The sequence below is a fragment of the Bacillus sp. FSL L8-0199 genome (assembly GCF_038005705.1).
In the GTDB taxonomy this organism is placed as follows: Bacteria; Bacillota; Bacilli; order Bacillales; family Bacillaceae_G; genus Bacillus_A; species Bacillus_A cereus.
Map to the genome: position 1 here is coordinate 473,656 of NZ_JBBOTS010000001.1, position 25,178 is coordinate 498,833.

Here is a 25,178-nt window from a genome sequence, read left to right on the forward strand (position 1 = left end):
AATTAAATTATTGGTGAGTAAGGGGAAAAAAGCAATTATGGATCAGGAAAAAAATAATGCGAATGGGAAAGTACGTCGGCCGATTGTATACATAAACAGAACAATCATTCTCGTCTTACTATTATCACTTGTATATTTCATGTATACAAAAATTGTTGCGCATAATAAGAAAGAAGAAACTTTAAAAGCGGCAGCAGAAATGAAGAAACAAGAAGAGCTAAAAAAGAAAGAAGAAAAAAAGAAACAAGAAGTACAGAAGCAAAAACAAAAAGAGCAGGAAGAACAAGTGAAGCAAGCGCAAGCTGTGGAGAAGCTTCCCGAGGGACCACCTCAAGAAATTAATGAAAACGCTCAATTGGACCAGTATTTACAAAACGCAGGATTTAGCGGGACAGCTGTTATTGTGAAGAACGGAAAAGTTCTTTTGAATAAAGGGTACGGTATGGCAAATAAAGAACAGAAAGTACCGAATAATTCAGAGACGACTTTTTATATTGGTTCTATTTCAAAGGCATTTGTAGCAACTGCTATTATGCAGTTGAAAGATCAAAATAAATTACAAGTAGAAGATACTGTTGCAAAGTATATTCCAAATTTTCCTCAAGGTAATAGTATTCAGCTAAAACATCTATTAACACATACATCAGGGATTCCCGAATATGAGCAGGGAAAAGAAGATATTTCTCATGAAGAACTGATAAAGCGGATAGGAAATCAAAAGCGTATTGGTGGTCCAGGAGAGAAGTGGAAGTATTCTGATTCGAACTACTCTATACTTGCATACATTGCCGAGAAGGTAAGTGGACAGTCGCTCGAAGAATATATTAAACAACATATTTTTGCTATTGCGGGTATGAAACATTCTGGTTTTGGTACAGCGTTAGAACAAACAAGATTCCCATCAACGGGTTATAAAATAGTAAATAATAATATGACAACACCTAATATTCCGAGCATGTCACAACTATATGGTTGTGGTGATATATACACAAGTGCGCATGATTTATATTTATTTAACGAAGCACTATTCTCTGGTAAATTAATTTCAAAAGAGAGTTACGATCAAATGTTTACGGGTGGAAAAAAGGATTACGGGTTTGGATGGTACGTAGACCCAGGAAGCTATTCGAATCACGGTGTAATGCCAGGATGGAATTGCTTAAACGGATTTAGTAAAAATGGTAGTGTATATGTTGTTTTATTATCTAACATTCAAAATAACATTAAATCATTTGGTAAAGTGAATAACGATATTTATTCGATATTGCGGAATATTGAAGTGTAAGAAACTATCCTTTTGGATAGTTTTTTTTATGCCTTGAACTAAATATTTCTTTTAGAAAATGTATGTCTTACCTATCACAAAAATATCTATTTTGTATACATTAAGATGTATGGATGTGAAATTTTATAATCTAAAAATAATAGGAGGAGAAGTGTATGTGTCTGTTCAGAAAATATTGGCATAAATTATCGAGATTGTTTAATAGGCAATTAGATTATTTTTTAGATAATAAGTTATTACCTGCTGTGGAAAGACTTTTATTTTCACAAAACTTCGCGAGATTTATTCAAAGAAACTCTAAGCAAGCTACTGAAGAAGTTATTGAATCAAGTAGATTTCAATCTATTATTTGTAACATTTTAAAAGAATGTACTACATCACCTTTTAAAGAAATTGCAGAGCAGTATTTAGGTAAAAACGTAGAAATTACTGTGACAGTGGGACAGTTAACAGGCGTTATTGTAGCAGTTGGTGATGACTTCTTAACATTGCAAGAAGGAATAGGAACAGAAGTTTTATTACCATTTACAAGTATTATATCAATTAAAGAAGCGTAAGAAAGGAGCGTTATATATGTTATTTACTGATGAATTACGTAACCATGTTGGGGAACTAGTACAAGTTGTGACAGCTGTAGAAATCATTGCAGGCGTTCTTTTATCTGTGACGGATGGGGCAGTAATTGTTCGTACTTCTCCTTCTTATGGACCACCAGAAGATGTAATTGTGCGTATTCCTATTATTGCTTATGTTCGCTTGGAAGGGTAAGAGTGATACAAGTATGAGAGTGTCAGTTGTTATTCCAGTGCATAATGAAGCAAGTACTTTATCAAAAGTTTTAGGAGAAGTAAGAAAGCTCGAACCATATGAAATTATCATAGTAGATAATGGATCGACAGATGGTACGAAAGAAATAGCGCTACAGCATAATTGCCGTGTGATTTATTATAGATATTCCCTTGGTAATGATGTGGGACGGGCAATTGGTGCTAGAGAAGCAAAAGGTGAAATTGTTTTATTTTTAGATGGTGATATCGTCATGAAAAGTGAAGAATTATACAATTTTATTAAAGGAATACAGCAAGGACATGAGATTGTTTTAAATAATTTAACATGGTCCGTTTATTTGAAGATGAGACCGCATTATACGACGGTTGGAAAATATATGTTAAATCGTTATTTGAACAAGAAGGAGTTTGTTGTAGGATCTTTAATTGCAATACCACATGCGATAAGTCGTAAAGTGATTGAAAAACTGGGGTGGTGGAATTTAGCAGATCCAGCATTATTTCAAGCAATGGCGATGTCTAGAGGAGTAGATATTTCTGATATGGCTTCAGTTGATGTCATTTACACAAATAAAGTTCGTCCTGTCCATACGGGCACATCACCTGGCTCTCCTTATCCGAAAGCGACTAGTCGTATTATGGGTGATCATTTGCGTGCTTTACAATACGTAATCGAAACATACGGTAATCGCGGTGGTTTTTCAGAGGACAATAGAGATAGAGCGTTTGTAGGAAAGTATAAACCAGTTTTATTACAAAAGAAAAAAGCGAAATATAGTGCCATTATCCCGGTATCAGAAGAAAAAATAACTATAAGGTCTGTTATACAAGAAGTGAAAGAAGCAGGTGTAGATGAAATTATAGTTGTCGCGAATGGAGCAGATGTTGAGACTGTTAAACAGGCAAAGCTAGAGAATGTTATTGTAGTTGAATTTACGAAGGCGCTTGGACATAATGTAGCAAGAGCAATAGGGGCCATGCATGCTACGGCAGATATTTGTTTATTCGTTGATGGTGATTTTGTTATTCCAGCAAAAAAACTCACTCCATTTTTACATGCTGTTGAAGATGGAAATGACGTGGTGTTAAATGATTTACAATGCTTATTAGATATGTTTCATCCAGCAGATCCAATTAGTATGGGAAAATACTTTTTGAATTTGGTAGCGAAAAGACCAGATTTATGGAATAACTCACTAACTGCTGTACCACATGCCATGCATAAGAAGGTAATAGAGAGAATAGGATATGACTCCCTTATCATTCCGCCATTAGCACAAGTGAAAGCTATTTTAGAAGGATTCTCTATTACAACAGTAGAGTTAGTAGATGTTATAAAAACAAATCGAGTACGTCCAGAGCAACACGAATTTGTAAATGGGCGTATTTCAGCGTTTGATCGTATTTTCGGTGATCAACTTGAGGCGGTTACGTATTTATTACAACGTACGGACGAACGTGGTGGCTTTACTGATGGAGATAGAGATAGAGATATCATTCAACAATTGAGAAGGGAAGAAGAGAATACAAATGAATAGTAGTAAAGTAGCTATTATTGGGTTAGGGTATGTTGGCCTTCCTTTAGCGGTACATTTTGCAGAAAGAGGGCATACAGTACTTGGATTAGATAAAGATATTAGAAAAATAGACTCAATTATAAAAGGAGAAAGTTATATTCCAGATGTTTCTTCTAAAGAGATACAAAGTTTATTGACGAAAAAAAAATTAACAGTAAACACACCGGATCAAGGCATTGCTGATTTTCAAAATAGTGATTATGTTATTGTCACCGTCCCGACTCCAATTAATGAACAAAGAGAACCAGACTTAAGTGCCCTCATTTCAGCTTCGCATTATATACAACAAAACCTTCAAAAAGGACAAACCTTCATTTTTGAAAGCTCCACATATCCAGGCACACTTGAAGAAGTCATCCTACCTATTATTTCTCAAAATAGTAACAAGGTAGGGGAAGATTTCTATATCGGATATTCCCCTGAGAGAATTGATCCAGCAAATAGTCAATATTCAGTTCAAGCTATTCCAAAAGTTATTAGTGGACAAACAGAAAAGTGTAGACAAAAGGTACAGGATTTATATAGTACCATTTTTGACGAAGTTGTACCTGTTAGCTCTCCGAAAGTAGCAGAGATGTGCAAGCTATTTGAAAATATTCAGCGCTTAGTTAACATTTCTTTAGTAAATGAACTAAACACACTATGTGAAAGTTTAGGAATTGATTTTTATGAGGCGCTTGAAGCCGCATCTACAAAACCGTTTGGATTTACCCCATATTGGCCAGGACCAGGAATAGGAGGACATTGCATTCCAGTAGACCCTTTATATTTTCAATGGAGAATAAAAAAGAATGGGGCAATTAGTCAATTAATTGAGGCAGCACATATAATTAATGAAGAAATGCCAGAGAAAATAGTCCGAAAAGTAAAAGGCATGGTGCAATCACCTGCATCAGTTTTAATTGTAGGAATTGCTTATAAGAAAGATGTAAATGATTTGAGAGAATCACCAGCGTTACCGATTATTCAATTATTAAGAAATCAAGGATACGAGATAGAATATCATGATCCTTATATTTCTTTCGCGGAAATTGGAGATAAGGTGTATCAATCTGTTTCTTTAGATGAAGAAAAAGTTAAAAAAGCGGATTGTATTTTAATTTTAACGGATCATTCTAATATTGATTGGAAGCTTTTTAAAGGAATGGACCGAGTAATAGATACACGCGGGATTGTAAAGAAGGTGAGTAAATGAGTAAGAAATGTTTAATTACAGGTGGGGCCGGATTTATCGGGTCGCATTTAGCTGAAGAGTTGATGAGAAGAGGTTATGAGGTCACTGTTGTGGATAACTTTTATAAAGGTAAAAATAAGTACCATGAAGAGTTAATGAAAAAAATCCGTGTTATTCCAATAAGTGTTTTAGATAAAAATTCTATTTATGAATTAGTAGATCAGCATGATGTCGTGTTTCATTTAGCAGCAATTTTAGGTGTGAAAACAACAATGGAAAAAAGTATAGAGCTCATAGAAACGAATTTTGATGGGACGAGAAATATTTTACAAGCAGCGTTAAAAGGAAAGAAGAAAGTAGTTTTTGCTTCTACTTCAGAAGTATATGGTAAGGCCAAGCCGCCTTTCTCTGAAGAGGGAGATCGATTATACGGGGCAACTTCTAAAATTCGTTGGAGTTATGCAGTTTGTAAAACGTTGGAAGAGACATTATGTTTAGGATACGCATTAGAAGGTTTACCGGTAACGATTGTTCGATATTTTAATATTTATGGTCCAAGAGCGAAAGATGGTCCGTATGCAGGGGTAATCCCGCGATTTATTAGTGCGGCTTTGCAAGGAGAAGACATTCTCGTATATGGAGATGGAAAGCAGACACGTTGCTTTACGTATGTAAGTGATGCGGTAGAGGCAACGATTCGGGCAATGGATGAGAAGGTAAATGGTGAGATTATTAATATAGGTTCTGAGAATGAAAAGAGCATAAAAGAAGTAGCAGAAGTAATTAAAAAATTAACGAATTCTTCTTCAAAGATTGTACAAGTGCCTTTTGAAAAAGTATATCCTTATGGTTTTGAAGAAATTCCAAATAGAAGACCAGACGTAACAAAATTAAAAGAGCTTGTTCAATTTCAAGCGAAAGTAACGTGGGAAAACGGATTGAAGGAAACAATTAAGTGGTTTCGTGAACAAAACAATGGCTAAGTCATTATCTGTTATTATTCCTGCATGTAATGAGGTCGATACGATTTCAGACGTTATTCAATCGGTAAGACCATTAAATCCAGTAGAAATTATTGTAGTAGCAAACGGTTGTAATGATGGAACAGAAGATGTTGCAGATCGTTTAGGGTGTAAAGTAATCAAACATACAGAGCTACTAGGGAACGATGTTGGACGTGCAGTCGGCGCAAAACATGCGATAGGTGATGTATTACTATTTATAGATGGTGATTTTGCTATTCAAACTTCAAAATTAAAATTATTCCTTAATCCGATTTTATACGATCAGGCAGATGTAGTTTTAAATAATTTGGATGCATTATTTTTAAAAAGGCAAAAACCTACTTCTATTACAGTATGGCGCCAAATATTAAATGCAATGTTAGAGCGTGAAGAATTAAAAATTAATTCTTTATTAGATGTACCTCATGCGCTGACGAAAGAAGTCGTTCAAAGCATCGGATATGAATGTTTTGTTAATCCTATTGTGGCTCATTTACGCCTACTTCAAAGTAAATGGAGAATTAGTCGTCATTGCGCCATTGACGTTATTACGCCAAATAAATTTCGTCCATTCCAGCATGCTGCATATGGAACAAATCTTTCCCAATCTGAAAAAAGAATGATAGGTGATCATATAGAAGCAGTAGCGGCACGGATATTAAGCAGTGATGAGCGCGGAGGATATTATGATGGAAATAGGAAAAGGGATAGTGTCTATCATACTTTAAGTTTTGAAGAGTTTTATCAAGGATGGGGTGTCACATCTAATTTGTATAAAGGAAAGCAACTATCTGTTGTTATTCCCGTACAAGATGAAGAGAAAACAATTGGAAACGTTATAGAAGAGCTTCGCAAAATTGAACCCTTCGAAATTATCGTTGTCGTAAATGGTTCGTCAGATAAAACGAAAAAAATTGCAAAAGACAAAGGGGCAACGACAATTGTATATAAAGAAGCACTCGGAAATGATGTAGGGCGCTCACTTGGAACGTATTTTGCAAAAGGAGAAATTGTGTTATTTATAGACGGCGATTTTGTTATTCCAGCGAGTGAGCTATATCCTTTTGCAAAAGCTATAGCAGATGGAAAGGACGTCGCATTAAATGATTTAAATCATTATTTAGATTTAAGAGTACCGCTTCATCTTGTAACTGCATTTAAATATGCACTAAATTTAGCTTGTGATAGAAAGGATTTAGGGGTAGGCTCACTTATTGCGGTACCTAATGCATTTAGCCAAAAGTGTTTGAAAGCAATTGGGTATAAATCTTTATTGTCACCTTGTGTAGCACAAGTGAAGGCTCTTCTTTCTGGATTTGAAATTGCATGTGTATATCGTGTTGAGGTTGATAAGATGAATCGTATTCGTCCCAGTGAACATTTCGCAAAAATAGGTCACCCTCCAGCTGTACTTCGAATTATAGGTGATCATATAGAGGGACTAGAGCAAATAATTGCATTAACAGACAATCGTGGCGGATTCTATGATGGCAATAGAAAAAGAGATGTTTTATAGAAGTAACAAAAAAAGTGTACAACATGTGTACACTTTTTTGTTCTGTTATAAAAACTATAACAGATTAGGAGATAAGAGTATTACAGCTCTACAATGGGTATTGTTCTTATATTACAAAATAGGACTCGTATATAAGGGTACCAAAAAAATACAATTAAGGAAAGAGTTAATTTTAAAGACTTTTAAATGAAGTTAACACTATATATATAGTAGTTTGCTCAACATTTCACAAACATGTCACAACTATTTCGTTCACTTTCGTAAAAAAGTAGTATTCTAAGTGTGTAAGCTGTTATATAAAAAATCTTAGTCCTGTACTAATCAAAAATGGAGGAGATTAGGATGACTCAAGTATTAGAAAATGTTAAAAACGCATGGGAAAACTTTAAAGGTGAAAAATGGAAAGCAGAGATTGATGTTCGCGATTTCATTTTAAATAATGTAAACGTTTTCGAAGGGGACGAATCTTTCTTAGCAGAAGCAACTGAAGCAACGAAACAACTTTGGGATCAAGTAATGGATTTAACAACAAAAGAACGTGAAAACGGTGGCGTTCTTGATATGGATACAAAAATTGTTTCTTCTATTACATCACATGACCCAGGATACTTAAATAAAGATATTGAAAAAGTAGTCGGTTTCCAAACTGATAAACCGTTTAAGCGTTCTTTACAACCATATGGTGGTATTCGTATGGCAGAACAAGCTTGTGAATCTTATGGATACGAAATGGATAAAGAACTTAGTCGTATTTTTAGAGATTGGAGAAAAACTCATAACCAAGGTGTATTTGATGCTTATACACCAGAAATGAGAGCTGCTCGTAAGTCAGGTGTTATTACTGGTCTTCCAGATGCATACGGACGTGGACGTATTATCGGTGACTATCGCCGCGTAGCGTTATATGGGGTAGATCATTTAATTGAAGCGAAAAAAGCTGATTTAAATTTAACTGGCGGTGTAATGAGCGAAGAGACAATGCGTTTACGCGAAGAATTATCTGAGCAAATGCGTGCACTTCAAGAGTTAAAACAAATGGCTGCTTCTCATGGCTTCGATATTTCTAAGCCAGCAACAAACACGCAAGAAGCATTCCAATGGTTATACTTCGCATATCTTGCAGCAATTAAAGAGCAAAACGGAGCTGCAATGAGTCTTGGACGTACTTCTACATTCTTAGATATTTACATTGAAAGAGATTTAGCAAATGGTACTTTAACAGAAGAAGAAGTACAAGAAATTGTAGATCACTTCATTATGAAATTACGTCTTGTGAAATTTGCAAGAACACCTGATTATAATGAATTATTCTCTGGTGACCCAACTTGGGTAACTGAGTCTATCGGTGGTATGGCATTAGATGGTCGTCCATTAGTAACAAAGAACTCATTCCGTTTCTTGCATACATTAGATAATTTAGGACCAGCTCCAGAACCAAACTTAACAGTTCTTTGGTCTAAACAATTACCAGAGAACTTTAAAAACTACTGTGCGAAAATGTCTATTAAAACATCAGCAATTCAATATGAAAATGATGACATTATGCGTGCTGACTACGGCGATGACTACGGTATTGCATGTTGCGTATCTGCAATGAGAATTGGTAAACAAATGCAATTCTTCGGCGCACGTGCAAACTTAGCAAAAGCATTACTATATGCGATTAACGGTGGTAAAGATGAAAAATCTAAAGCACAAGTTGGTCCTGAGTACGCACCAATTACTTCTGAAGTATTAAATTATGAAGAAGTTATGCATAAGTTTGATATGACAATGGAATGGTTGGCGGGTCTATATTTAAACACATTAAATGTTATCCATTACATGCATGATAAATATAGCTATGAACGTATTGAAATGGCACTTCATGATACAAACGTTCTTCGTACAATGGCAACAGGTATTGCTGGTCTATCTGTAGTAGCAGATTCATTAAGTGCAATTAAATACGCAAAAGTAAAACCAATTCGTGATGAAAATGGTATTGCAGTTGACTTCAAGATTGAAGGAGATTTCCCTAAATACGGTAACAATGATGATCGTGTAGATGAGATTGCTGTAAATCTTGTAAAAACATTTATGAATAAACTTCGTAAACATAAAACATACAGAAATTCTGTTCATACAATGTCAATCTTAACAATCACATCTAACGTTGTATACGGTAAGAAAACTGGTAATACTCCAGATGGCCGCCGTACTGGAGAACCATTTGCACCAGGTGCGAACCCAATGCATGGACGTGATACAAAAGGTGCATTAGCTTCATTATTATCTGTGGCTAAATTACCATATGAAGATGCACAAGATGGTATTTCTAATACATTCTCTATTATTCCGAAAGCACTTGGTAAAGAAGATGATGTACAAGTACGTAACTTAGTATCAATGCTTGATGGCTATGCAGTAAAAGAAGGCCACCACTTAAATATTAACGTATTTAACCGTGAAACATTAATGGATGCAATGGAACATCCTGAGAAATATCCACAATTAACAATTCGCGTATCTGGTTACGCTGTAAACTTTATTAAATTAACTCGTGAACAACAAATTGATGTAATTAACCGTACAATGCATGAAAGCATGTAAATGAAAAAAGTGTCCCTTCGCTCTTAATATATAGCGAAGGGAGGCTGTTTCAATAAAGGAGGAAGTAACATGGTAAAAGGAAGAATACATTCTGTAGAGTCTTGTGGTACTGTTGATGGCCCAGGGATTCGTTATGTCATATTTACACAAGGGTGTTTATTACGTTGTCAATATTGTCATAATGCTGATACGTGGGAAATCGGTAAAGGTAAAGAAATAACAGTTGAAGAAGTGATGCAGGATGTGACATGTTACCTTCCATTTATTGAAGCTTCCGGAGGCGGTATAACAGTTAGCGGTGGAGAGCCATTATTACAGCTAGACTTTTTAATTGAGTTGTTTAAAAAGTGTAAAGAGGCTGGTATCCATACAACAATCGACTCTTCTGGTGGTTGTTATTCTGAGGAACCAGAATTCCAAAATAAGCTAGATATTTTAATGGATTATACAGATTTAGTTTTATTGGATCTGAAACATATCGATTCCAAAAAGCATCGTAAATTAACAGGGAAACCAAATGAACATATTTTACAATTTGCTCGTTATTTATCGGATAAGAATAAACCGATTTGGGTACGACACGTATTAGTTCCTGGTGTTACGGATAATGAAGAGGATCTACAAAAACTATCTAGCTTTATTCAAAGTCTGTCTAATGTTCAAAAAGTTGAAGTGTTACCATATCATAAGCTTGGTGTATATAAATGGGAGGCGCTTGGACACAAGTATCCACTCGCAAATGTAGAACCACCTACTGAGAAAAATGTAGAACATGCTAAATATATTTTACAAGCGGTCTAATCCAAATATTGGATTAGGCTTTTTGCTTTCTTTACAATAAAATCTAGAGTATATATTGATAAAAGAGTATACTGAAAGTAGAATATCCATAATTTTGTACGGAATAAATGGAGAAATTTACATAATTGTAAAGGGAAATCAAAATAGTAAAAAGAATTAAGAAGTAAAAGAGTGAGTATCATGGAATAGAGAACATTTGTAAGTTATTGCGAAAGCTCTTATAGGAAAGTATAATGTAAAGATATGAGCACAGATAGGATTAAGGGGTCAATCTTATATGCTTTGCATATCCACGACAGGTACATAGCTGAAAGGGAATTATTAGAATCTGTTTATGTAATTTTTAAGGAAAATGTTTTTCCTATTGTCGTATATGCAATATGGAGAAACAAAAAGCTAGGAGTGGATTTGTTTGATAAAAAACCCCAAGGTTTTAATATTAACTGCACATTACGGTAATGGTCATGTGCAAGTAGCAAAAACATTAGAACAAACATTTCGCCAAAAAGGAATTGAAGATGTTATTGTATGCGACTTGTTTGGAGAATCACATCCATTTATAACTGACATTACAAAATATCTATATTTAAAAAGTTATACAATAGGAAAAGAATTATATCGTTTGTTTTATTACGGGGTAGAAAAAATTTATGATAAGAAAATAGCATCTTGGTATGCGAACTTTGGAAGGAAACGTTTGAAAACACTTTTACAGGTGGAGAAACCAGATATTGTAATTAATACATTTCCAATTATCGCTGTACCAGAATTAAAGAAACAAACAGGTATTTCAATTCCTGTCTATAATGTATTAACGGATTTTTGCGTGCACAAAATATGGATTCATCGAGAAGTAGATCGTTATTTTGTTGCAACGGATCATGTGAAAGAATTGATGGTTGATATCGGTGTACCTGCGGAACAAATTGTTGAAACAGGAATTCCAATTCGGAGTAGTTTTGAGTTAAAGGTAAATCCAGAAATCATATATAATAAATATCAGTTATGTAAGAATAAAAAGATTTTACTAATTGTAGCAGGTGCTCATGGGGTATTAGGAAATGTAAAAGAACTATGCCAATCATTTATGTCAGTGCCTAATTTACAAGTAGTTGTCGTTTGTGGGAAAAATGAAGCTTTAAAACAGGATTTATTAAGTTTACAGAAGCAAAATTCCGATGCATTAAAAGTGTTTGGGTATGTTGAAAATATTGATGAATTATTCCGTGTTACTTCTTGTATGATTACGAAGCCAGGCGGAATAACATTAAGTGAAGCAGCAGCGTTGCAAGTACCTGTCATTTTATATAAGCCTGTTCCAGGACAAGAAAATGAAAATGCGATGTACTTTGAAAGAAAGGGAGCAGCAGTTGTCATTCGCGATGATAGTGAGGTTTTTGCAAAAACAGAGGCATTATTACAAGATGATGTGAAGCTTCTTCAAATGAAAGAAGCAATGAAAAGCATCTATCTTCCAGAGCCAGCTGGCCATATTGTAGATGCAATTTTGGCGGAAAATCATGCAGAACCGCGTCATATACCTATTAAATCACCTGCTCTTGCACAATCTTTTACTTAATATGAAACCCTCTTTGTATATGTAAAGAGGGTTCTTTATTATTTTTAAAGAAAATTTAGTGAGTTATCCACAAAAGGATTGCGCTTTCATTAAACAGTAAAGTCGGAATATTAACAACTATATCCACATTGTCCACAATTTTTAGAAAAATATCCACAATTAAAACAGCTGATATATGCTTTAATATAGAAAAATATTAAATGTTTTTGAAAATTACTAACAATTTCATCGGTTTTGTGGATAAAGTTGTCCACAGCAAAAAAGTCCCTTATGTATAAGGGGCTTTTTTGCTTACTTCTATCAGTCGAGAAAATTATGTAATGAAAATGAATAATTAGGGGGGAAACTTCTAATTATTCATTTTCACTTTAAATGCTTTTCGAGCGATATCCTGCTGCACGATCTGCTTTTTGAAATTCGCGTTGATAGAGAACTTCTTGTGTACTAGATAATGTGTTTTTTGCTTTATCACGTTTCTTTTTATCCATTACAAATCACCTCGTGTCTTAAAGTTACTATTTATCGTTTCCAAAGACATGAGGGGATATACGCATATGGAAAATGTTAACGATTGATTATCATTTCAGAAAATTTAGATTACGCTTCTTTTAATTGATGAGCATCTTGGAAGGTTGTATCTCGCATTGTAGCAAGTGTGTATTGATCTTTTGGAATTTCATATAAGTTATACACTTCTTCGTTTGCGTTAATTTCATCATATACGGCTTTTCTTGTTTCGTTTGCTAGATTCACATATTGCAGTTTTTCTGCAGCTTTAATAGAACGAATATTTATTTTACGAATACGCATGAAAATTGTTTCAATATCTAATTCATAGAAAAGTTCACTAAAAAATGAATCTTTTGCCAATTTGTTATAGCCTTTTCCATGATATGGTTTGCCAAGCCATGTCCCGAGAAATCCAGCTTTTTCTTGCACATCAAATAAAGTGATTGTTCCGATAGGGTTACCCCATTCATCTAAAATTGTGCGTGAAATTAATTCACCACGCTCTTCAGCTTCAATCGTTTGTTTCGTTAAGAATAAATATTCTTCATAAGAATAAGCCTTTTGACGCACAAAAGGGAAGACAGCTGGATCCACCATTAACTCGTATAGAACGTGGCTGTCGTGTAAGTCGCGTTTTTTCAACATACTAACTCCTCCTCACACGAGGGTAGCATGACGAAAAAACACCCCACCCTCGAAATTTTTATATCAATCTTTAAAAAATTTCGGGGTGGGAATCGAACCCACTAGAACCAGTTTCTAACGCTGGTGGCGCACCATTTGCCTTCCCCATTCATCAATTTGAAAATGATAATCACGACACAAATTGATTATGGTTTCATTCAGTTTATAATCGTATAATACTTTATCTAGTCAAAAAAATAAACTAGTTTTTTTTATTTTTTTTGTAAATTATTTTTCCATCAATCATAGTTAGTACAGGCTTGGCTAAATAATGGAAAGGATGATGAGTCCATAGCACGAGATCGGCGTCTTTTCCAACCTCGATGCTTCCAATTCTATCCTCTAAACGCAAATTTCGTGCTGGGAATATGGTGATTCCTTCTAGTGCTGTTTTCTCGTCTAATCCTTCTCTTACTGCAACAGCAGCGCAAACATTTAAATATTGAATGGGTGTATAAGGATGATCTGTTGTGATAGAAACTTCCACACCATTTTTTGATAATATATGGTAAGTATCCCATGTTTTATTTTTTAGTTCGATTTTAGAACGGCGTGTCAGAGTGGGACCAACTGAAACCTTCAAATTGTGTTTTGAAAGTTCTTCAACAATAAAGTGTCCTTCTGTGCAATGTTCAATGCGTAAATCGAGATTGAATTCTGTTGCAAAGCGTAGAGCAGAACTAATATCATCTGCTCGGTGAGCGTGGATACGTACGGGTATTTCACGACGTAATGCTTTTAGAATAGGAAGCATTCGAAAATCAGCTTCGTGCCCGTAATGTTGTGCTTCATAGAATGATTCCCGAAGTAACCCCATAATCCCCATACGTGTAATGGATTCTTTTGTTCCATTACTATGGACTTTTTTAGGATTTTCTCCAAAGGCAATCTTTAAACCAGCAGGTTCTTGAATAATCATATGATCAATACAAGTTCCAGCTGTTTTTATTACACAAGTAGTACCCCCGATAATATTTTGACTGCCAGGCATAACGTGAACGGTTGTAATTCCGTTTTGTACAGCGTCTTGAAAGGCAATATCGAAAGGATGGATTCCATCTAAAGAACGAATATGTGGTGTTGAAACTTCAGATGTTTCATTGGCATCATTTCCAGCCCAACCAGTACCTTCATCATAGAGACCAAGGTGAGTATGGACATCAATAAAGCCAGGTAAGAGATGGAGTGCTCGTGCATCTATAACGGTCATATCTTGAGTAGGTGGAATAAAAGGTTTGACCTCGGTAATTCGCTCTCCTGTAACGAGTACATCTCCTTGAAACTTTTGAGATGTAATAGGGTATACAATGGCTTGTTTGAGCAATATTTTCATAGGTACCTCATTTCTGTTACTTTATAATGCTAATGGAAGTTAAGGGAAAGTAACTGAAAGGTTATTTGTGTGGTAATGCTTCGGATCCTAGAAAATGAAAGTTTTGAAAGAGCCCATGTAAAATTGTGTTTTAGAAGTACTACATTGTATGCGAAAGTATATTTTGTAATGCATGGTCTATTTCTGGAAATGTGTATTGGTATCCATGTTCAATTGCTTTAATGGGTAATACACGTTGCCCTTCTAGTACAAGTATGCTCATTTCACCTAATAAAGTTTGAATGATAAAAGAAGGTACAGGCAACCAATGGGGCTTTTTCATTATAGTTGCAATGGTTTCTCCAAATTCCTTCATTCTTATAGGTGTTGGTGCTGTCATATTAAGAGGACCATCAATTTCTTTTTTGTGTATGATGAAATCCATCATACGAACGACATCGTCTATATGAATCCATGATAACCATTGCTTCCCAGAACCAATGGTGCCGCCGATATAGAATTGATAGGGAAGTAGCATTTTTGGAAGAGCTCCTTCATTTGTACCTAATACAACTCCAAATCTTGCGTAGATTGTTCGTATTCCGAGAGAACGTGCTTTAGATGCTTCTTGTTCCCATGAATATACTGTATTTGCTAAAAAGTCATTTCCAGGAGTCTCATGCTGTTCTGTAAAAGACTCTATTTCAGACGTTCCATAGTATCCAATAGCACTTGCGTTAATAAATGTGTGTGGCTTTGTATGGAGTCCCTGCAATTGTTTAATGAGTCCTTTTGTTGTTTGAATTCTACTGTTTAAAATGACTTTCTTTTGTTGCTTTGTCCATCTACTATTAATAGACTCTCCCGCTAGATTAATAACTACATCAATAGAAGAGAGGGGGAAGGTTTGTAAATCTGGTGTCCATTGAACATACTGAAGGTTAGGATCGGAAGTTTCAGTAGTTTTTTTTCGTGTGAGAATGTAAACAGTATATCCTTTTTGAATAAAAAAAGTAGAAAGGGATTTACCGATAAAGCCTGTACCACCAGAAATTGCGATTTTCACAAGTATTTCCTCCTCATTATATATATTCTTGAAAAGAAAAAATGTTCCTCGACTATGTTAAAATAATAGAGAGGTGAGAGTATGGCTGTCATTACAAAAATAGAAGTACAAAAACGATCGAAAGAACGATTTAATATTTATATTGATAAAGGTCAAGGCGAAGAGTACGGATTTAGTGTGGATCAAGTAATCTTAATAAAACATGGATTACAAAAAGGCTTAGAAATTGATGAAATCGAGTTAGGAAATATTTTGTACAATGAAGAAGTGCAAAAAGCATATTTACAAGCAATCTCCTATTTATCCTATCAAATGAGAACAAAACAAGAAATAGAAGATTTTTTACGAAAAAAAGAAGCGGGACAGGCCATCATCTCTGAAGTCGTTTCGAAATTATTACATGACCGATATATTAATGATAAAGAGTATGCTGTTTTATATACGCGAACGCAAAGTAATGTGAATCGAAAAGGTCCAACTGTTATTAAAAGAGAGTTATTAAATAAAGGTGTTCAGGATTTAATTATTACACATAGTTTACAAGAATATCCGAAGGAAAAGCAAATTGAGAATGCCTTGTTTCTCATAGAGAAGAAGAAAAAATCTTATCAAAAACATTCTTTTTTACAAATGAAACTAAAGTTAGATGAGATGCTTGTTCGAAAAGGATATTCTAGAGAAGTAATTCAAATTTGTTTGGAAGAATTGAAAGACGAAAAAGATGACGAAAAGCAACAAGAAGCGTTACACTATCATGGGAATAAATATTATGAGAAATATAAGAAGCATGATGGATGGATATTTGAAAACAAGATGAAACAAGCGTTATATCGAAAAGGATTCTCTATTGATGAAATCGAGATATTTTTGCAAATGAAACGCGAAGAGGAATGAGGAGAATAAGATGAATATGCCAAAACGCTACAGTGAAATGACACCGCATGAGCTAAGAGAAGAAATTGGCGCTTTGAAGGAGCAAGCAGTAAAAGCGGAGCAGCTTGGGATTGTCAATGAATTTGATGTATTAATGAGAAAAATGGCAATGGCTCGTGCTTATATGACGGATATAAACAAATTCCGTATTGGTGAAACATATGAATTAGTAGAAGAACCTGGTGTATTATTTAAAATTACGTATTTCAATGGGGTATTTGCTTGGGGATATAAGCAAAATGATAATGAAGAGATTGGCATACCAATTTCCTTATTGCAAGAAAAATAAAAACCAGAGAGCATATATCTCTCTGGTTTTCATCTTTGGTAGGCGTTAAAGGAGATAGGAGATTCTAAAATTGGCGTTTTTTACATTCATTTGCCAATATAATGAGAGACTGGGTTTGTTGCGTCTGTCCGTTAACTTGCGCTTTCGCATGTTTTGGACGAGTCCACGTATGGTTAAATAATTCAGAACGACTATCTAAGCGATCACGGTAGCTCATCTTTATCACCTCGTGTAGGAAGTTAATTTAATTTGTACTACTCTTCCTGCTGATTTGCAGCACGCATACGTTCTTGTGGGTGCGTGTTAATTGTGCCGTTAGGTCGTTTCGAAGCGAAGCGTGATTTCGCTTTCGGTTGACCGTCGATTTTGCTGTTGTTTTTTGACTCAGACCAAAATTCGGCTTGTTTACCCATTACGAACGCCCTCCTCATTATCGGTTGATACCTCTTTAAGAAGTATCAATTATAGAATGTGCAAAATTGAAGAAACTATCCTTTAGAAATGAAGGGATAAATAGGTAAAAGGAGATTATAATATGAATGATATTTATGAAACATTAACGAAAGAATTATTAGACAAGAATGACAAGCTTTCTTACGCACAAGCTCGTGCGTGGGTTGAGTTACTATGGGAAGATTTTCAAACAACTTATGCAAAATCAGGTCGTTATCAAGGCGATGAAATGACGGAACAAGTGGTACGATCATGGATTAATAATCATGGTGTACGCCTTCATGAAATGCGTACAAATAATCCGAAGTATAGTCATTTAATTAATCAAGAAGATCATTTGAAACATTAAAAAAAGCGACTTAAGTCGCTTTTTTTAATGTGGAAGTAATTCCAGTTTTTTTCGAAGCTTTTCTTCACTAAAGATCCATCCTGTATAGGAACTAATAATATTTAAATTGTGGTCGAGCTGAACGATTGCAACAAATGGATAATAATCTTTACTTCGATATCGTAAATCAATGAATCGTACTTCATAATAATGGTCATGATCAAAAATATCCCAGCGATATACAGGAGAGAAAGATAGAAAGGCCGAGATGTTTTCATCTTGTTTAGCTGCTCGCATAATATTATTGTCTGGGAACGGTACCCGATCGAACTTATCATATATCATGATGTTACCACGGTGCCATCTCGCAACGTAGTAATAATCAGCCGTAACGATTGCTAAATGGTAATGGTAAAATCGGTAAGAAGGAGAAATGATAATCTTTTCGACATTTTTGAAACGTTTGTGTACAACGCTTCTTATATTTCTGTGCATCATAATCCGTCCGATATAGTAAACAATCATTAATATATATGCCGCTAAAGCTGTATATCCCTTATGAGAACCGACGAGCATGCAAGCAATTGCAAGTATATGGATAAAGAAAATTACGGTATCGAATGTATTAATCACGCCGAGTGCGACCCATTTTTTTGTGAAAGGCCGTAATGCTTGTGTACCATAGGCATTGAAAATATCTACAAAGACGTGAAGGAAGACAGCAATAAATGACCAAAGCAGTAGATGAAGATATGGAGCGTCTGAAAAGAAGGCGAAAGAGATGCCACTTATAAGGAATGACCAAAGAATTACCGCAGGAATAGAATGAGTAATCCCACGATGATTTCTTATATATTTAGCGTTATTACGCAATTTTAAAACTGTGTCAATGTCAGGAATGTTGGAACCAGCAATTGTAGCAAGCATAACAGCTTGGGGGCCAATATCACTTTGTGCTATGGCTGGATCTAATGTTGCTAAGCTACCTAAAGTGATACCCATAACAAGGTGAGTGGCTGTGTCCATAGAAATCCACCTCCGTTTTTTATTAATGTAACTCTTTTTATTCGATACCTCAAGTCCTTTGCCTTCTATTTCCTGTATCATCTTACTTAAATTTTTTCCTAAAATCTTTATAATAGTACTTATATGCAAAAAAATGAGGGGGATCAAGTTTGACACTTGAAATACTAAACAATTTTAATATAGAGCAGTTTCAAAATGATTTAATTGGTTGGTTTGAAGAAGAACAGCGCGACTTACCATGGAGAAAGAATAAAGATCCATACCGCGTTTGGGTTTCTGAAATTATGTTACAGCAAACAAGAGTAGAAGCTGTAAAACCATATTACGCAAATTTTATGGGGAAGTTTCCTACACTTGAAGCGTTAGCGAACGCAGATGATGAAGAAGTATTAAAAGCATGGGAAGGTTTAGGATATTATTCTAGAGCACGTAATTTACATGCGGCAGTAAAAGAGGTAAAAGAAGTATACGACGGAGTTGTACCAAGTGATGTAAAGAAAATTGAAAAGTTAAAAGGAGTCGGACCATATACAAAAGGTGCTATTTTAAGTATCGCATATGGTATACCAGAGCCGGCAGTTGATGGAAATGTTATGCGTGTATTATCTCGTATTTTATCAGTATGGGATGATATTGCAAAACCAAAGACTCGAAAAGTTTTTGAAGAGATTGTGCGTGAAATTATTTCGATTGAAAATCCATCTTATTTTAATCAAGGTTTGATGGAATTAGGTGCACTAATTTGTATTCCGAAAAATCCAGCATGCTTACTTTGTCCTGTACGTGAACATTGCAGAGGATATGCTGAAGGTGTTCAAAAAGAATTACCAGTAAAAAGTAAAGCGAAAGCTCCTAAAATGGTACCTATTGTTGCAGGTGTACTTCAAACTGAAGACGGTCGTTACGTTATTAATAAACGTCCAAGTACAGGTTTGTTAGCTAACATGTGGGAGTTTCCGAATGTGGAACTTGGAGAAAGTATTCGAAATCAGAAGGAACAGCTTATAGATTATATGAAAGAAAAATTTGAGCTCGAGGTTTTTATTGATGAATACGCAATGAATGTACAACATACGTTTACACATCGTACTTGGGATATATTTGTATTTTACGGAAAAGTAACCGGTAATATTATTGATACAGATACATTAAAATTTGTATCAAAAGAGGTATTTGAGCAATTACCTTTCTCAAAATCACACCGTACTATTTATGAAAATTGTGTGGAGAAAATTACAATGCAATAAATAAAAAAGTGTTCCCAATCTAGGGAACACTTTTTTAATCGTAAGAAATTTTTGTCCCATGAGTCCAACTAGCTTCACCTTCTTGTAAGCCGCCTCTTGATTCGATTTCTACTACAATTTCTTTGTAAATACTTTGCCCTTCTACATTTAAATAAGGCAGAACTTGTTGTAGTGAGTGATGAAAATAAGCTAATTCATCTTCTTTCCATTCATTTTTTGAAATCATCGTTAGTTCAGTCATATCGCGTCCTATATACATATTTCCACCTCCATTTCTTATAGTTTGAATAAGTAACAAAAGATATATGCGGAAATTATTCAAAAGAAAATTACGGATAGCTTCTAAGTGAATTGGTTACATTATTGATTGTGGAGGTGAGAAAGATGAGTAAAAAACAACAAGGTTATAACAAGGCAACTTCTGGTGCTAGCATTCAAAGTACAAATGCTAGTTATGGTACAGAGTTTGCGACTGAAACAAATGTACAAGCAGTAAAACAAGCAAACGCACAATCAGAAGCAAAGAAAGCACAAGCTTCTGGTGCACAAAGTGCAAACGCTAGTTATGGTACAGAATTTGCAACTGAAACAGACGTGCATGCTGTGAAAAAACAAAATGCTAAGTCAGCTGCAAAACAATCACAATCTTCTAGCTCAAATCAGTAATGAAAGAAAAACACTTCTCTAATTCGGGAGAAGTGTTTTCTTTTTGCGTGGATCGTTGTAATGAAAAGAAAGCGAACGACATAACTTCTAATAAGTCAACAAATGTAGTCAAAGGAGAAGGAAGTTAACAATTAGAATTATGTAATTAGGAATAATAACTGATGAATAAGTCCAAAAGGGGGTAAGTAATGAACGATTTTGATAAGTTGGTAGGGGAGCAATTAGAGACGATGGATGAGTTGTTAAAGTTACAAGCACATCTAGAGAAGTATCAACAAATCGAAATGAATGAAAAAGATACGTGCGATAAAAAAGAACTGCATTTTATCCGCCAGGAAATATATAGAACAGAAGTAGCTTTGAAGATGTTACATGAGAAATTTGAAGAACAAACGAATAGTGTAATTCAATCTTTTACAACTGAAAAAATGATTTCAAATTTAGGATAAGATATATTGTTATCTTCAGGTGAAAAGTCCTTCTTTGTATGGAAATAGAGAAGGGCTTTTTCTATTACATGTCCTCGCTTATAAATAATGCAGTACAATCCCTATCTCTTAAGAAGAGTTGGGGCATAGTATTCAACGATAAACCTCCTGCATATTCAGTTTGAAAAATAGAGTCTTATCCCTTTAGTTTTAAAATTTCGACAAAAAAGTTATAATAGAAAAAAAGTGAATGCCGTTCAAAGGGCATTTGCAGTTGAAAGAAGGGAGCATATATGGGATTTCCCAAAGAAGGAGAAAAAGTACAAATACATAGTTATAAACATAATGGCTCCATTCATAGAATGTGGGAAGAAACAACAATTTTAAAAGGGACACAGAGTCTTGTAATCGGAGCGAATGATCGTACAGTAGTTACAGAATCGGATGGCCGAACATGGATTACTCGTGAACCAGCAATTTGTTATTTTCATGCCAACTATTGGTTTAATGTGATTGGGATGCTTAGGGAAGATGGCGTATATTATTATTGTAATTTAAGCTCACCTTTTGCGTATGATCCTGAAGCATTAAAGTATATTGATTATGATTTAGATATTAAAGTATATCCAGATATGACATATACGCTTCTAGATGAAGATGAGTATGAAAAACATAGTCAAATTATGCAGTATCCACCTGTTATTGATACAATTTTAAAACGAAATGTAGCACATTTAACACAGTGGATTCATCAAAGAAAAGGTCCATTTGCACCAGATTTCGTAGATATGTGGTATGAACGATATTTAATGTACAGAAATTAAAACAAACCTGCAGGGGGCTTCCCGGCAGGTTTGTCCTATTAGAGGGGGGATTATGTGCAAGGCATAAAAAGATATTTACAATTTGTTAAACCATATCGATGGCTTATTGCTATTACAATTATTATTGGACTAGTTAAGTTCGGTATCCCACTTATTATGCCGTGGTTATTAAAGTATATTATCGATGATGTAATTCAAGGCACGGGCTCACTTCAAGATAAAACATCTCAATTAATAACAGCGATTGGAATTGCTTTTTTTATTTTTGCGGTATTAAGACCACCGATTGAATATTATCGTCAATATTTCGCCCAACGTATCGCAAATACAATACTGTATGATTTGCGGAAGCATATTTTCGGTCACTTACAAAAGTTAAGTTTACGTTATTACTCCAATACAAAAACAGGGGAGATTATTTCGCGTGTCATCCATGATGTAGAACAAACGAAGGATTTTGTAATTACTGGTTTGATGAACGTCTGGTTAGATACTGCAACAATTGCTATTGCTATCATTGTTATGTTTTCTATGAATATAAAATTAACATTTGTTGCGTTATTGATTTTACCTATTTATGTAATTGCAGTGAAATATTTTTTCGGACGTCTTCGGAAATTGACGAAAGAGCGTTCACAAGCATTAGCGACGATGCAAGGGTATTTGCATGAACGTATTCAAGGAATGCAAGTGACACGTAGCTTTGCGTTAGAAGAGTATGAGGGGAAGCAGTTTGAAAAAAGAAATAATGAATTTTTAACGAAAGCATTAACCCATACAAGTTGGACGGCAAGAACATTTTCGGCAGTAAATACGTTAACCGATTTAGGTCCGTTACTTGTGATTGGTTTTGCAGCATATGAAGTAATTCAAGGGCAGTTAACGCTAGGAACGATGGTAGCTTTTGTTGGATATATGGATAGTTTATATAGTCCGCTTCGCCGCCTTGTTAATTCATCTACAACATTAACACAATCTTTTGCATCGATGGACCGTGTGTTTGAACTGTTAGATGAAAAATACGATATTGTTAATGTACCAAATGCGGTACAAACGAAAAAATTAAATGGAGAAATTGTATTTGACAATGTTTCTTTTCGTTATAATGCAGATGAAAAAGAGATATTACACAACTTGTCATTAACTATGCAGCCTGGAGAGAAAGTAGCGCTTGTAGGAGCGAGTGGGGGAGGAAAGTCATCTCTTGCTAGTTTGATCCCGCGTTTCTATGATGTTTCTGAAGGCGCGGTTTATGTAGATGGCATAGATGTAAGAAAGTACAATATGAGAAATTTGCGTAGTCATATTGGAATTGTACTGCAGGATAATTTATTGTTTAGCGATACAATTGGAGCTAATATTTTATATGGAAATCCGAAAGCTACAGAGAAAGAAGTGATTGCAGCTGCCAAAGCTGCGCAAATTCATGATTTTATTATAGACTTACCAGATGGTTATAATACTGTCGTTGGAGAACGTGGTGTGAAGCTATCAGGCGGGCAAAGACAACGCGTGGCAATTGCACGAGTGTTTCTAAAGAATCCGTCGGTACTTATATTAGATGAAGCAACTTCAGCATTAGATTTAGAAAATGAAAGGTATATTCAAGAGGCGCTTCAGACGTTAGCTGCTGACCGGACAACGATTATAATCGCACATCGATTAGCGACGATTACGCATGTTGATACGATTATTTACATTGAAGACGGTGAGATTAAAGAGACTGGTTCTCATGAAGAGTTAATGCGAAAAAGAGGATTTTATTACAATTTATATCAACTTCAACATATAACAGAAACAGCTCCTTTAGCATAAAAGGAGCTGTTTTTTTATTCGTCTTCTTTTTTATCATCGATTTGGAGTTCTTTTTCTGGTTTATGATATGTGTAGAAGCTATCTACAAGCAAATCTAAATGCTCTACTTCTTCACTATAGTTAATGATGGAAGAAATAAGAGGAAAGAGATGTAACCATGTTTTATATGCTTCTTCATCGTCTTTATTTTGATATTCCATAAAGATATCAATTAATTCTTGTTTACCTGTTTCAACTTCATCAAGCATTTCAACTGATTGTTGTTTTTTTGCTTTACCAATAAATTTTAATAAAACTTGTTCATGATAATGCGTTAATGAGTCAAGTTCGTTTTGGATAGATTCCTGAAATTCTTCTGGCATATAGCGCAGTTCATTTTCAGTACGGTGTAATGATTTTAACGTACTTAAAGCACGGCTTGTTGTCGCTAACATTTGTCTGAATAAAACGAGCTTACGAATTTTTGCGAACTTTACTTTTTTCGTATAGCTTCTTTCTTCTTTATACAGCAAATAGTAATGATTTAGTTTGATCATTTTTTCTTTCATACGATCAATATCAGTTTTTAGCGTTGTAAAATCAGAAGCCTGCCTGCTATTCATTCGAATCCATTTTACAATTTCTTCTGTATTATCAACGATACGATGATAAAGTTTTGTTTCATATTTTGGCGGCATAAATACTAAATTTACAAGTGAAGCCGCAATAATACCAATCATAATCGTCGCAAATCGAAGTAAGGCAAAACTAAAGAAATCTTCGCCTTGATACTCCATAATGGCGATAACTGTTACTAAAGCAATTGATATTGTGTTTTCTAATCGTAATTGTAATGTAAGAGCAATTACTAATATACATGTTAATCCAATAATAAAAGGATTATGTCCAAAAGCAGTAGCAAATGCGATAGCAAATATCGCACCAATTACATTTGCTTGAATTTGTTCAAGTGCTGTTAAATAAGAACGGTATACAGACGGTTGAACAGCAAAGATAGCTGAAATTCCCGCAAATACCGGACTCGGTAATTGAAGTAAAATACAAGCAAATAAAGCTAACGTGATGGCAATACCCGTTTTTAAAATGCGAGCACCAAGTTTCATACCCTTAATAAGATCCTTTCTCTTGTCATAATGAATGTACAACATGATACTATACATTCATTACAATATGTTAGCAAGTGATATTTTAGTGACGTTAAAAGAAATTAGTCTTCATTTTATCCCGCTAATTGTGAGTAGTAAGATTACTGCCTCAAAAATCAGAAGCTAGATGCCGGTA

The 25,178-nt window shown here is 34.8% G+C and carries 28 protein-coding genes; 19 read left to right on the plus strand and 9 right to left on the minus strand.

The features are described 5' to 3' along the window. Positions 1-37: 37 nt before the first annotated feature. The 11 genes from NST86_RS02460 to NST86_RS02510 all read left to right on the plus strand — a co-directional run bounded on the left by NST86_RS02460 (position 38) and on the right by NST86_RS02510 (position 12,316). Positions 38-1,285, plus strand: a complete 1,248-nt coding sequence (locus NST86_RS02460; protein WP_000371845.1) for a serine hydrolase domain-containing protein — start codon at positions 38-40, stop codon at positions 1,283-1,285. Positions 1,286-1,440: 155 nt separating this feature from the next. Then, entirely contained in the window at positions 1,441-1,842 is a 402-nt protein-coding gene (locus NST86_RS02465) for a hypothetical protein (protein ID WP_000335534.1), read from the plus strand. 16 nt (positions 1,843-1,858) lie between these two features. Continuing rightward, positions 1,859-2,053, plus strand: coding sequence for a hypothetical protein (locus tag NST86_RS02470; RefSeq protein WP_000899468.1), 195 nt, complete (start codon positions 1,859-1,861; stop codon positions 2,051-2,053). Between the two features lie 13 nt (positions 2,054-2,066). Further along, a complete protein-coding gene (locus tag NST86_RS02475) occupies positions 2,067-3,611 on the plus strand; it encodes a glycosyltransferase family 2 protein (RefSeq protein ID WP_001266452.1) in 1,545 nt (514 codons plus the stop codon). After that, entirely contained in the window at positions 3,604-4,845 is a 1,242-nt protein-coding gene (locus NST86_RS02480; RefSeq protein WP_086423808.1) for a nucleotide sugar dehydrogenase, read from the plus strand. Before NST86_RS02475 ends, NST86_RS02480 begins: the two co-directional genes overlap by 8 nt. Continuing rightward, positions 4,842-5,807, plus strand: a complete 966-nt coding sequence (locus NST86_RS02485; RefSeq protein WP_061663410.1) for an NAD-dependent epimerase/dehydratase family protein — start codon at positions 4,842-4,844, stop codon at positions 5,805-5,807. Before NST86_RS02480 ends, NST86_RS02485 begins: the two co-directional genes overlap by 4 nt. Then, positions 5,800-7,344, plus strand: a complete 1,545-nt coding sequence (locus NST86_RS02490) for a glycosyltransferase family 2 protein (protein ID WP_016117125.1) — start codon at positions 5,800-5,802, stop codon at positions 7,342-7,344. Before NST86_RS02485 ends, NST86_RS02490 begins: the two co-directional genes overlap by 8 nt. Then, complete coding sequence (locus NST86_RS02495) at positions 7,313-7,534, plus strand: hypothetical protein (RefSeq protein ID WP_016117126.1); 222 nt, start codon at positions 7,313-7,315, stop codon at positions 7,532-7,534. Before NST86_RS02490 ends, NST86_RS02495 begins: the two co-directional genes overlap by 32 nt. Before the next feature lie 152 nt (positions 7,535-7,686). After that, positions 7,687-9,936 carry a formate C-acetyltransferase gene (gene pflB, locus NST86_RS02500; RefSeq protein ID WP_044795654.1) on the plus strand — a complete coding sequence of 750 codons (2,250 nt, stop codon included), beginning with the start codon at positions 7,687-7,689 and terminating at the stop codon, positions 9,934-9,936. A 69-nt stretch (positions 9,937-10,005) separates the two neighbouring features. After that, the gene (pflA, locus tag NST86_RS02505) at positions 10,006-10,737 is read left to right on the plus strand and encodes a pyruvate formate-lyase-activating protein (RefSeq protein WP_000238467.1); all 732 of its coding nucleotides are present in this window, start codon (positions 10,006-10,008) and stop codon (positions 10,735-10,737) included. Between the two features lie 412 nt (positions 10,738-11,149). Then, positions 11,150-12,316, plus strand: coding sequence for a diglucosyl diacylglycerol synthase (locus NST86_RS02510; protein ID WP_000594688.1), 1,167 nt, complete (start codon positions 11,150-11,152; stop codon positions 12,314-12,316). Positions 12,317-12,684: 368 nt separating this feature from the next. On the opposite strand, the gene NST86_RS02515 is transcribed toward NST86_RS02510, so the two are convergent. The 4 genes from NST86_RS02515 to NST86_RS02530 form a co-directional block, all read right to left on the minus strand. After that, a complete protein-coding gene (locus NST86_RS02515; RefSeq protein WP_000358482.1) occupies positions 12,685-12,804 on the minus strand; it encodes a YfhE family protein in 120 nt (39 codons plus the stop codon). 109 nt (positions 12,805-12,913) lie between these two features. After that, positions 12,914-13,471 (minus strand): GNAT family N-acetyltransferase, encoded by a 558-nt coding sequence (locus NST86_RS02520; RefSeq protein WP_000914737.1) that lies wholly within the window; start codon positions 13,469-13,471, stop codon positions 12,914-12,916. A 241-nt stretch (positions 13,472-13,712) separates the two neighbouring features. Then, positions 13,713-14,843 carry an amidohydrolase gene (locus tag NST86_RS02525; RefSeq protein ID WP_000698314.1) on the minus strand — a complete coding sequence of 377 codons (1,131 nt, stop codon included), beginning with the start codon at positions 14,841-14,843 and terminating at the stop codon, positions 13,713-13,715. 139 nt (positions 14,844-14,982) lie between these two features. Then, on the minus strand, positions 14,983-15,888 hold the full coding sequence (locus NST86_RS02530; RefSeq protein ID WP_086423807.1) for a TIGR01777 family oxidoreductase: 906 nt from the start codon (positions 15,886-15,888) through the stop codon (positions 14,983-14,985). Between the two features lie 81 nt (positions 15,889-15,969). On the opposite strand from NST86_RS02530, the gene recX reads away from it, so the two are divergent. Both recX and NST86_RS02540 read left to right on the plus strand, forming a co-directional pair. Next, on the plus strand, positions 15,970-16,782 hold the full coding sequence (gene recX / locus NST86_RS02535) for a recombination regulator RecX (protein ID WP_086423806.1): 813 nt from the start codon (positions 15,970-15,972) through the stop codon (positions 16,780-16,782). Between the two features lie 10 nt (positions 16,783-16,792). Beyond that, positions 16,793-17,110, plus strand: a complete 318-nt coding sequence (locus tag NST86_RS02540; RefSeq protein WP_001057024.1) for a YfhH family protein — start codon at positions 16,793-16,795, stop codon at positions 17,108-17,110. 64 nt (positions 17,111-17,174) lie between these two features. Here NST86_RS02540 and NST86_RS02545 read toward each other — a convergent pair whose 3' ends face one another. Both NST86_RS02545 and NST86_RS02550 read right to left on the minus strand, forming a co-directional pair. Then, positions 17,175-17,327 (minus strand): YpzG family protein, encoded by a 153-nt coding sequence (locus tag NST86_RS02545; protein WP_000122093.1) that lies wholly within the window; start codon positions 17,325-17,327, stop codon positions 17,175-17,177. Positions 17,328-17,364: 37 nt separating this feature from the next. Further along, complete coding sequence (locus NST86_RS02550) at positions 17,365-17,523, minus strand: small, acid-soluble spore protein K (protein WP_000517891.1); 159 nt, start codon at positions 17,521-17,523, stop codon at positions 17,365-17,367. Between the two features lie 122 nt (positions 17,524-17,645). Here NST86_RS02550 and NST86_RS02555 point away from each other — a divergent pair, with 122 nt between their 5' ends. After that, entirely contained in the window at positions 17,646-17,912 is a 267-nt protein-coding gene (locus NST86_RS02555; RefSeq protein WP_000998166.1) for a YfhJ family protein, read from the plus strand. 24 nt (positions 17,913-17,936) lie between these two features. Here NST86_RS02555 and NST86_RS02560 read toward each other — a convergent pair whose 3' ends face one another. After that, the gene (locus NST86_RS02560; protein ID WP_000379106.1) at positions 17,937-18,917 is read right to left on the minus strand and encodes a metal-dependent hydrolase; all 981 of its coding nucleotides are present in this window, start codon (positions 18,915-18,917) and stop codon (positions 17,937-17,939) included. Positions 18,918-19,066: 149 nt separating this feature from the next. Between NST86_RS02560 and mutY the strand changes: the two genes are divergently transcribed. After that, positions 19,067-20,164 (plus strand): A/G-specific adenine glycosylase, encoded by a 1,098-nt coding sequence (gene mutY, locus NST86_RS02565; RefSeq protein WP_086423805.1) that lies wholly within the window; start codon positions 19,067-19,069, stop codon positions 20,162-20,164. 34 nt (positions 20,165-20,198) lie between these two features. Here mutY and NST86_RS02570 read toward each other — a convergent pair whose 3' ends face one another. Further along, positions 20,199-20,423 (minus strand): hypothetical protein, encoded by a 225-nt coding sequence (locus NST86_RS02570; protein WP_000275436.1) that lies wholly within the window; start codon positions 20,421-20,423, stop codon positions 20,199-20,201. Between the two features lie 125 nt (positions 20,424-20,548). Here NST86_RS02570 and NST86_RS02575 point away from each other — a divergent pair, with 125 nt between their 5' ends. The 4 genes from NST86_RS02575 (at position 20,549) to NST86_RS02590 (ending at position 23,897) form a co-directional block, all read left to right on the plus strand. Next, positions 20,549-20,830 (plus strand): gamma-type small acid-soluble spore protein, encoded by a 282-nt coding sequence (locus tag NST86_RS02575; protein ID WP_000039035.1) that lies wholly within the window; start codon positions 20,549-20,551, stop codon positions 20,828-20,830. Positions 20,831-21,018: 188 nt separating this feature from the next. After that, a complete protein-coding gene (locus NST86_RS02580; protein ID WP_000997577.1) occupies positions 21,019-21,279 on the plus strand; it encodes a YgaB family protein in 261 nt (86 codons plus the stop codon). 272 nt (positions 21,280-21,551) lie between these two features. Beyond that, a complete protein-coding gene (gene ntdP, locus NST86_RS02585) occupies positions 21,552-22,082 on the plus strand; it encodes a nucleoside tri-diphosphate phosphatase (RefSeq protein ID WP_000506624.1) in 531 nt (176 codons plus the stop codon). Between the two features lie 54 nt (positions 22,083-22,136). After that, a complete protein-coding gene (locus tag NST86_RS02590) occupies positions 22,137-23,897 on the plus strand; it encodes an ABC transporter ATP-binding protein (RefSeq protein WP_086423804.1) in 1,761 nt (586 codons plus the stop codon). Between the two features lie 14 nt (positions 23,898-23,911). Here the strand turns inward: NST86_RS02590 and NST86_RS02595 are convergent, their stop codons facing one another. After that, complete coding sequence (locus NST86_RS02595; RefSeq protein WP_000765787.1) at positions 23,912-25,000, minus strand: aromatic acid exporter family protein; 1,089 nt, start codon at positions 24,998-25,000, stop codon at positions 23,912-23,914. Between the last annotated feature and the right edge of the window lie 178 nt (positions 25,001-25,178).